This window comes from Halomonas sp. 113, assembly GCF_904067645.1.
GTDB classification, from domain to species: domain Bacteria; phylum Pseudomonadota; class Gammaproteobacteria; order Pseudomonadales; family Halomonadaceae; genus Vreelandella; species Vreelandella titanicae.
In genome coordinates this window covers 1-1,215 of sequence record NZ_CAJFDU010000014.1, presented here as the reverse complement: position 1 = coordinate 1,215, position 1,215 = coordinate 1, and the positions used below count along the sequence as shown (strand labels likewise).

The 1,215-nt window shown below is 54.5% G+C and carries 1 protein-coding gene; it reads right to left on the bottom strand.

Annotated elements, in window-relative coordinates; genetic code table 11:
- Positions 1 to 1,215 (bottom strand): AAA family ATPase (locus YERSI8AC_RS00070; protein ID WP_159180208.1); only part of this gene is annotated, 1,215 nt, incomplete at both ends.

The window sequence follows — 1,215 nt, the reverse complement described above, 5'->3', positions numbered from 1 at the left end:
GGTGCTTATCGGCATAGCCTTTATGTTTGATCTGCTCCAGCGCTTTACCTTCCGGCAGTTGTTCCACCACTTTGAACTCAAACAGGTAGATATGCCCACCAAAGTCCACGCTCATATCCACCTTGCCATGGTGGCTGGCGTCTTCCACGGTTACATCCAGCCCCAAGGCCGCAAAGTGGCTGTAAAAGACGCTGGCATAGACCTTCGAGACAGTATGCCCTTCGTATTTGGCGATGGGATTGTTGCGGTACCAGTCGTGGGGCAGACCTGCGTAGAGCGCTTTGAGGTGCGTTTCCAATCCGGCCAGGTCGTGCTGGCTTAAATGACGAAACAGTGTTCTGCGCTCGCGTGGGGCGTTCTCGACCCCCAGTGACGGCAGCAGCGCATGGTTGAGACTGGTTTCGACTTCGCGGTTAGGGAAGCCAAGGGTGTACTGGCGGTAGCCTCGCAGAGGCTCTTCTACTTGCTGAATGGTGAGGTAGCCGGTTTGAAACAGCAGACCTTCAGTGCTGATCTGGTCAACATCAAACTGGCTGAGCAATTCATACTCGGTTTCCCAATGATCCAATGACGGGGTAAATACTCCGCGCTGCTTGAGGATATCCACCAAAAATGTCGGTGTGGCAGACTCAAACCAGTACGGGCCGAACTCGCGTTTCTGAAACAGTAACAGCACGTCGAAGGGATTGTAGACGGGCGTTACCTCACGGCCACCCCAGCGGTAGCCGTTATACCACTGGCGGATCGCCTCGCGATCAAGGCCGGGCAACTCAGCGGTGAACACCGTGTCAATGTCCTCGTCGGTATAGCCGCAAATCGTGCTGAAGGGGGCATCCAGAGTGATATCGTTGAGGTTATTCAATCCTGAGAAAAGGCTGACCTTACTGAATTTGGAAACGCCGGTGAGCAACACAAAGTGCAAGTATGGGTCGGCGTCTTTAATAACGCTGTAAAGGTTCTTCAAACCCTCACGCAATTCCCGGGCGCGCTCCGGTACCAGGATATTGTCCAGAATCGGCTTGTCGTACTCGTCAATCAGGATGACCACCCGCTGACCACTCTGCTGGTGGGCGGCACGAATGAGGGCGGAAAATTCACCCGGTATATCGGTTTTATGGTGGTGGGTAATGCCGAGTTGCTCACGCTGGACGCGTAGCTGCTCACGGATACGTTCATCCAACCCTTCACGGCTCTGCATCACGCCATCGGCAAAGC